Genomic DNA, 7,222 nt, shown 5'->3' with positions numbered 1-7,222 from the left:
CCAGCCAAGGCAGTCAAGGCCCTCAGGGAAGAAACCCCGCCGCAGGAGCATCGCCCTGCGGTGAAGCGGCTTTTATGGCCCCATCACCAAACTGTAAACACCCTTTTCCCATTTTCACCGCATACCCACCATGCATCACTCAACACTTGCGCGAATCAAACAAAAGAGGAGCGAAAACCGCCACTTCGTCCCCCCTGCCCCGTTCAATCCGCGAACCCGGCCGCCGCGCGAGGCGACCCGCGAAGAGGCCGCCGGAACGTCCCCGCACAGGCGACCCCCACGAGCGCCACCCCACCACCGATGACGTGGTAGGCGCGAACCGGCTCGCCCAGCAGCAGGATCGCCCCCAGGGCGGTCAGCACCGGCAGCAGGTTCAGGAAGACCGCGCAGCGGTTTGGCCCCAGCAGATGGACGCCCCTCACCCACAGGAAGGGCAGGACCACGGAGGCCAGCCCCCCGGCATAGGCGATCAGCGGCAGCGTCTCGCCATTCAGGGAGCGCAGGGGGACGGGCGTGGCGAGGAAGGCCGGGAACATGATGACCAGGGCACAGACCGCCTGCATGTAGGTCGACTGCCACCCGGCCACGGGAAGGCTCCAGCGCTTCAGCAGCACGCCATAGAGCGCATAGACCACCGCGGCGCCGAACATGAGGGGATCGCCCAGATGCACCCCGTTCCGCAGCAAGGCGGCCGGATCGCCGCCGCTCACGAGATAGACCAGCCCCACCAGCGACAGGATCCCGCCGGCGACCATGCCCACCGTCGGCGTCTCCCTCAACAGGAAGGCACTCAGCGCCACGGTGAGGAGTGGCGTCAGGGCCGTAAACACCGCCATGTTCGTCGCCGTGGTGGTTTCGGCCGCCAGGTAAGACAGGCTCTGGAACAGGCACATCGCCAGGAAGCCCAGGATCGCGAACTGCCCCAGATGCGGCCAGATCGCCCCCCGGTTCCGCCAGGCTGGGACGGCGACGAAGGTGCTCATCAGGAGAACCGCCAGGAGAAGGCGGTAGAAGGTGATCGCCTCCGGCCCGATCGTATGGGCGGACATCCGCGAGACGATGACGTTGCCCGACCAGAGGACGATGGCGAAGAAGGGGTAGAGGAATGCGGTTCTGCTTTGCATGACTTTCGCGCCGTAGGTTCCTGATCTGAACCAGGCTACCGGCGCGCCCGCAGTCCGTATCGCGCCGAAACGACAGTCCCTGTAGAGTTCGGGACATGCCGAGCGATATCACCAGGCGCCACCTCGACTATCACGACACGGACCGCGCCATGGCGGCGATGGAGATCAATTACCCGAACGGTGCCTCCACCGGCCTCCATGCCCATCCGCGCAGCCAGCTGCTCCACGCGATCGAGGGCGTGATGATCGTGCGGTCGGCCGTCGGCTCCTGGGTGGTGCCGCCGAGCCGCGCGCTCTGGCTCGCGGCCGGCCTCGGGCACGAGGTGAGGATGGCCGGGGAGGTGAAGATCCGGACGGTGTTCATCGACGATGCCGTGGTGCCCGCCCTCTCCGGCAAGACCTGCGTCATCGAGGTCTCCCCGCTCCTCCGGGAGCTGATCGTCGCCGCGGTGAGGGTGCCGATCGACTACCGGGAGGGCGGCCGGGACGAGCGCCTCATGCGCCTGCTCGTCGACGAGCTGCGGGAATCCGACGTGCTGCCGCTGCATCTCCCCCTTCTCCGGGATCGCCGGATCCGGACGATCTGCGAGGCGCTACTCGAAAATCCGGCCGACAACGCCACGTCGGAACAATGGGCCCGCCGCCTCAAGGTCACGGCCAAGACGGTGCACCGCCTCTTTGCTAGGGAGACCGGCATGGGCTTCGGGCAATGGCGGCAGCAGGCGCGCCTGCTTCATGCCCTGCGCCGAATCGCGCAGGGCGACCGGATCATCGATGTCGCCCTCGACTGCGGCTATGCCAGCCAGAGCGCCTTCACGGCGATGTTCCGTCGGCACTTCGGCGTGCCGCCCTCGGCGTTCTAGCGGTCCATCGGCTCGACGAGGGCCGGATGAGGCCATCGTTGCCGCGAGGGATTCTTGACGCCCCCATTCCCGCGCCAAAGACTGCCCGTGCCGCGGAAATAGTCCCGTAATCCAACTGGGTTTCTCGGCCGGCCCGCGCTCTGTGCCCGGCGCTCGAGCAGAAACATCTGTCCGGAGAGTGCCATGTCCTCGCCCAGGCCGGCCACGCCCCTAGCCTCCGGGAGCTTCTTCGACCTCGGCGACGAGCGCGGCGTGCTGCGGATATCGATCGCCGTGACGTTGCTGATCTCGGCTCTCGGAATCGGCTTCGGCCTGATCTCGGGCTCCTACTCGATCGTCTTCGACGGCGTCTATTCGCTGATGGATGCCAGCATGAGCCTGCTGTCGCTCGTTGTCGTCAATCTCATCGCCTCCCATACCGTCTCGAAGGACCTGCCGCGCAAGCTGGCCGAGCGGTTCTCGATGGGCTTCTGGCATCTGGAACCGATGGTCCTGGGCCTGAACGGCACGCTCCTGATGGGGGTGGCCGTCTACGCCTTGGTCAATGCGGTCGCCTCCCTTCTCGCGGGCGGGCGTCACCTCGAATTCGGCTGGGCGATCGTCTATGCGACCCTCACGGTGATCGCCTGCACGGCCATCGCCATCGTCGAGGCACGTGCCAATCGCCGGATCCGCTCGGAATTCGTGCGCCTCGACGTCAGGGGCTGGATCATGTCGGCCGGCATCACCGCCGCGCTGCTGGTCGCCTTCGTCGCCGGGTATTCCGTGCAGGGCACGGAATGGCAGTGGATCTCGCCCTATATCGATCCGGCGGCGCTGGCGCTTGTCTGCGTGCTGATCATCCCGCTGCCGGTCTCGACCATCCGGCGGGCGCTGGCGGACATCTTCCTGGTCACCCCGACCGACCTCAAGGCGCATGTCGAGAAGGTGGCGCAGGATTTCGTGGGGAAGCACGGCTTCCTCTCCTACCGCGCTTATGTCGCGCGGGTCGGGCGATCGCGGGATATCGAGCTATATTTCATCGTGCCGCCCGACAGGCCCGCCCGCAGGATCGAGGAATGGGATTCGCTGCGCGACGAGATCGGCGAGGCCATCGGGGGCGAGGGGCCGGATCGCTGGCTCACCGTCGTCTTCACCGGCGATCCCGAATGGGCTGAATAGGGCCGGCGCCGAGGGGGATGGCGGACAGGATGGGACCGGATGCCAACGGTCTCTGTGCAGCTATTGGGTCGCTCCTTGACGCAGGGGAAGGCCCAACAGACGTCCATTATCATTTCGGATCGCTGCCCCCACGCGCGGAGCGTATCGGGGGATGAGGGCAATCCAAAATCCTCCGTGTCGCCCAACCAAGACAACCTCCCTGTCCGTCCTCCGCGGAAATCTCGACGTCAACCGGAGCGCCATAGAGCGCGTTAACCAGCGCCTGCACAGCGTCCTCGCCACCAGATCGTCCCTTCTGGTTCGTGAGAGGGCCGACAATCTTGTAGGCGCAGAACCAGCAATCGCCCTCCGGCGCAAGCGGAGGACGGCCAATTCGAAGATGGAACTGTGGCTTGCTGTCGACCTCCATGCCCCTTGAGGCGATGACGTCGATGGGCTCGGCACTTGGGACATCGGGCATCTGGAACTACCTCTCGATCACGAGTGGTGAGATGCAGGCACCAAGATCAGATTGTGGTTAACATTCCATGGCGCTGGCCCAGCACGATCGCCTAAGTCGCGGCAAGGCCACGGTAAGGCAGATCCGACCAACCCTCTCGGCCATACCCACACCGATATCGTCGTCTACGCGCGTGGTCTGAGACGGGCGGTCCGGGGCAGTTGCCATCAAGGAGGGGCGCCGCAGTGGCGAGAACCGGCCCGCGGTGCTCCCAGATGGAGATCTCCGTGCATGTAATCATTTCCGCGGAGGAAAGGGATCGCGTTGACGATCTCGCGCAGCGGCCAGGACAGTGGTCGGCCCGTTCGCTTCGGCGTCGGTACGGCGCAACCAGCCGCCACTCGGCATCCGTCAAATCCGTTTCGAAGTCCCGCGCTACTATGCTGCCGGCGAGTGGCTGGGGTCCACATCGCTCGCTCCAAGATGGCCTGAACAACCCCTTGGAATCACGAGCGCCCCAGCCGCTCAACCCTTTCGGGACGGGCTCTAAGAATATCCATACTGACAGTCATCTACTGCCTCTCAATCTGCGCAAGATGACCCTCTTCGGAGGCGTGCTCGGAACTCGGTCCCGTGGGTGTTCTCAAGCCTTGCTGTACAACGAGGATCGCCCGCACGGGGCCATCGGCAACAAGCCACCGATCCTGCTGCAGAATCCCGGCGGAACACCCAGCCCTCCGCCGCGATCGAAGGCCGGAAACTCCAACCTCCGGCGGTCTAGCAAATGGTCTTGGATCAGGTCACTCACAAGCCTACCTCACGGAAGACCACTTTTTAGGGGCAGGCCAATCAGGCTTTCGATTGCTTTCTCGATGCGCAAGCAATTCCTATCGTCCACGTGGTCAAAAAATAATTCGATTTTGCCGGAGTATTTTGAGTGTATCCTCCCACGATTTTTCCAATTGCGTTTAATATCGTCGACTATCGCGTCAGGAAGATTGCTTCTAAATCCAGGGAGATCATTATCGACATCAATAAACGCGTCCTGTTTAAACCGAAATTCCTCAGCATCAAACGTATAAAAATAAACAGGTCTTCCAGCAAACACAGCATCAAATGCAATCGAAGAGTAATCCGTCACCAGAAAAGCACACTGCGTCAACAGAGATTGGATATCGTCAACACTAACAATATCATCAACATGAGCACGAAACATGTCCTTATGCTTAGAAATGATAGGATGACTAACGAAGATCAACTTACCGTTCAAGATTTTGGTTTCACGGCGGGCCGTATCGCAGAGTGCTACCCACGACTTAAAGAAGCCTGTCAGCGCAAACTCCGATGCGGATTTTTTATCTAAGGAACGGCGCCATGTTGGGAATATCAGGATATTGTCCGACTGTCCGTTATGAGCGCGCGATTCCCGATACAGCTTATCAAGTCTGGGAAACCCAGAAACGGTAATTGCATCATAGTCATAGCCGCAAGCTGAAGCAATAAAGCGTTTTTCATTTTGGGAACACACATTAAATAAATCAAAACGCCCCCTATTTACATGATAAGCATCCATGCTGTTTTTTAGTGCTGTTACGCCATGCTGAAGAAATAACGTTTTAGCAGGGCGGTGCCTACGTAGCGCCTCAGCTAGCCTCGGGAGCACATAGTGCGGGTGGTGCGTGAATGCGACCACTTTCGCTTCCAGCGCCTGCCTTATGTGTTCATAAGAGCCAAAATCTAAAACGCCCTCGCCAGAGATATCGCTGTCTTTTTCGATAACATATAGTGTCTTTATGCGTTCGCGCTCCCTGAGGTGCTGGAATAAATGCAGCCCATTGTCTCTGGCCGAATTCGTGTACTCGCCGATAAGGCAAACGGCCTCTGCCTGAATATTTGACGCGGCAATATCTATCAGGCCTGCCCATTTTTCCGATCCGAACGAATATTTATCAAACCGGAGATTTTTAGCATTACTATCGACATAAATATAAACCGTGCTTCCGCCAACATCAAAAAGATTGTTCTTTTTTGAAAACGCAGAATTGTACTTAAAAAGCCCGCTGACCAGATCGTCGACGTGGATCATGAGGCTGTATATTGAGTTAGGTAGATTCTTCCATGACAGGTCTATAGATATATCGAATTTATAGGCCATTTCTGACCGATAAGCCCGGTAGCAATCCACATGCACGCCCCAAACGCGATGGGCTAAATTCGCGGTCGAGGACGCTTCCCAAGAGTGAGCTTCGTCCCGAAATTTCCTGATGACGAATTTGAACGCTTCGATCGGAATGTTGCTTATCAGCGCACCTTGGATAGACAATTTTTGGTCATCGGCCGCGGCGGTTCTAATGAACGCTCGCATTTTGGGGACTGGATGGTCGGGGGGCGCAAACCCGTACGTCAGATACAGGTGGTGCGCGGAGAAGCCGAATCCTTCAGGCAGGGTAAGATTGGCGTGATAAGGTTGCAACAAACGCACCCAGTGTCCGTCTCGCCTGCAGAAAAAACGGCACGGCTCGGTTAGGGAGGCGGTATCGATCTGCCAAGTATAGATGGATGTCTGCTTGTCTCTGGCGATAATGCGCGTGAAGCAGTCACTGGAGCTTGTTTTGCCGCGACGCAAGATCCTCGCCGGGACCGCGTTTTTTGCGGCAGTTACCACATAAAATTTAACAGCATTCGGGACATGCTCGATGTCGAATATGAAGTGAGTGTCCCCAACAGATCCTAGATCTGCTCCGGCTTTCGAAGGTATACTGGAAAAATTTGCCACCTTCTCTTGATCGGACGTCACGCTGTTCACCTCGTCTGTAGACATGAGAACCACAGCATCATCGTGATGCCTGAGCGCCTAGCGCTTGATTTAGTAACTTCGCCAACCATAAAGACGCCTGAGCCAGGCCGGCAGATTACAAGCGCCCGCTGATCGTCCAAATATTTGGCTGGCGCTCAATCATTCCGGATGCCGAATTACGGTTGGCATCCAACCTTGGGAAAATGAGATCTCTAGCCATGTCCCGGCTCTCGATCGCCCAGCTTGCAGGCGCCCCTGAGACCTTCGTCTTCGTTCCAGCCGCCCAGGCTTCCATCTCCATCACGAGTCCGTCATTCGAAGCTTCATTCGGCGAATGATCAATGTGTCCCAGATTTTATGCGGGGTCGTTCGCCGGCGCCCAACCATAACAGGCTCGTTACCAATGCGCGCAGACGCGTGCATGGGTTGGTGGGTGTCCCCCACCAGATGAACGACATATTTGAGCGCTGTCATCCTTTCGGCAGTCGTTTTGGTCTGATTAGCTAGAATGCTGCCCTGTTGTTCTATTCCCCATGTAGCATCCGGGTTGCGCTTTTCGCAGACAATGGAGAAATTCGCTTCACTGTGATCTAGTGGCGGTCTGGGCGTATGCCGGGAGCCATTGGCCTCACGAGTGTTAATTGTGTCCGCCCAGTTTGCAATTTCTACCAAACTCTTGGACCCTTCGCTCGCCAATAACGCTTTAACCTGCGTGGCAACGTCGACCCTCAAATGCCGTTCGGCCATTAACCCGATCGCCTCATGACCTTCGATGCCCCAGGCATGCGCGCGAAGGAACGGCCGCGTACAGGGCGCCTGCCAACGCAAGCACAGTCGC

6 protein-coding genes and 1 pseudogene are annotated in these 7,222 nt (G+C 59.2%); 2 read left to right on the top strand and 5 right to left on the bottom strand.

All coding sequences use genetic code 11. The annotated features are described in order from the left end of the window. Positions 1 to 203 precede the first annotated feature (203 nt). Entirely contained in the window at positions 204 to 1,124 is a 921-nt protein-coding gene (locus KHU32_RS22765) for a DMT family transporter (protein WP_213672480.1), read from the bottom strand. A gap of 95 nt (positions 1,125 to 1,219) precedes the next feature. Between KHU32_RS22765 and KHU32_RS22760 the strand changes: the two genes are divergently transcribed. Both KHU32_RS22760 and KHU32_RS22755 read left to right on the top strand, forming a co-directional pair. Then, on the top strand, positions 1,220 to 1,987 hold the full coding sequence (locus tag KHU32_RS22760; protein WP_213672479.1) for an AraC family transcriptional regulator: 768 nt from the start codon (positions 1,220 to 1,222) through the stop codon (positions 1,985 to 1,987). Between the two features lie 183 nt (positions 1,988 to 2,170). Beyond that, a complete protein-coding gene (locus KHU32_RS22755) occupies positions 2,171 to 3,148 on the top strand; it encodes a cation diffusion facilitator family transporter (RefSeq protein ID WP_213672478.1) in 978 nt (325 codons plus the stop codon). Between the two features lie 109 nt (positions 3,149 to 3,257). Here the strand turns inward: KHU32_RS22755 and KHU32_RS23580 are convergent, their stop codons facing one another. From KHU32_RS23580 to KHU32_RS22745, 4 genes and pseudogenes are all read right to left on the bottom strand, one after another. Further along, complete coding sequence (locus KHU32_RS23580; RefSeq protein ID WP_408887867.1) at positions 3,258 to 3,557, bottom strand: DUF6968 family protein; 300 nt, start codon at positions 3,555 to 3,557, stop codon at positions 3,258 to 3,260. Positions 3,558 to 3,889: 332 nt separating this feature from the next. Beyond that, positions 3,890 to 4,057 (bottom strand): annotated as a pseudogene (locus KHU32_RS23235) (IS5/IS1182 family transposase); the annotation flags it as partial. Positions 4,058 to 4,404: 347 nt separating this feature from the next. After that, the gene (locus KHU32_RS22750; protein WP_213672477.1) at positions 4,405 to 6,408 is read right to left on the bottom strand and encodes a CDP-glycerol glycerophosphotransferase family protein; all 2,004 of its coding nucleotides are present in this window, start codon (positions 6,406 to 6,408) and stop codon (positions 4,405 to 4,407) included. A gap of 276 nt (positions 6,409 to 6,684) precedes the next feature. Next, entirely contained in the window at positions 6,685 to 7,212 is a 528-nt protein-coding gene (locus tag KHU32_RS22745) for a S1/P1 nuclease (protein ID WP_213672476.1), read from the bottom strand. Positions 7,213 to 7,222: the final 10 nt, after the last annotated feature.

The organism is Roseococcus pinisoli (genome assembly GCF_018413645.1).
In the GTDB taxonomy this organism is placed as follows: Bacteria; Pseudomonadota; Alphaproteobacteria; order Acetobacterales; family Acetobacteraceae; genus Roseococcus; species Roseococcus pinisoli.
Note: the sequence above shows the minus strand (reverse complement) of the source record. Positions and strands in the feature narration are given on the sequence as shown.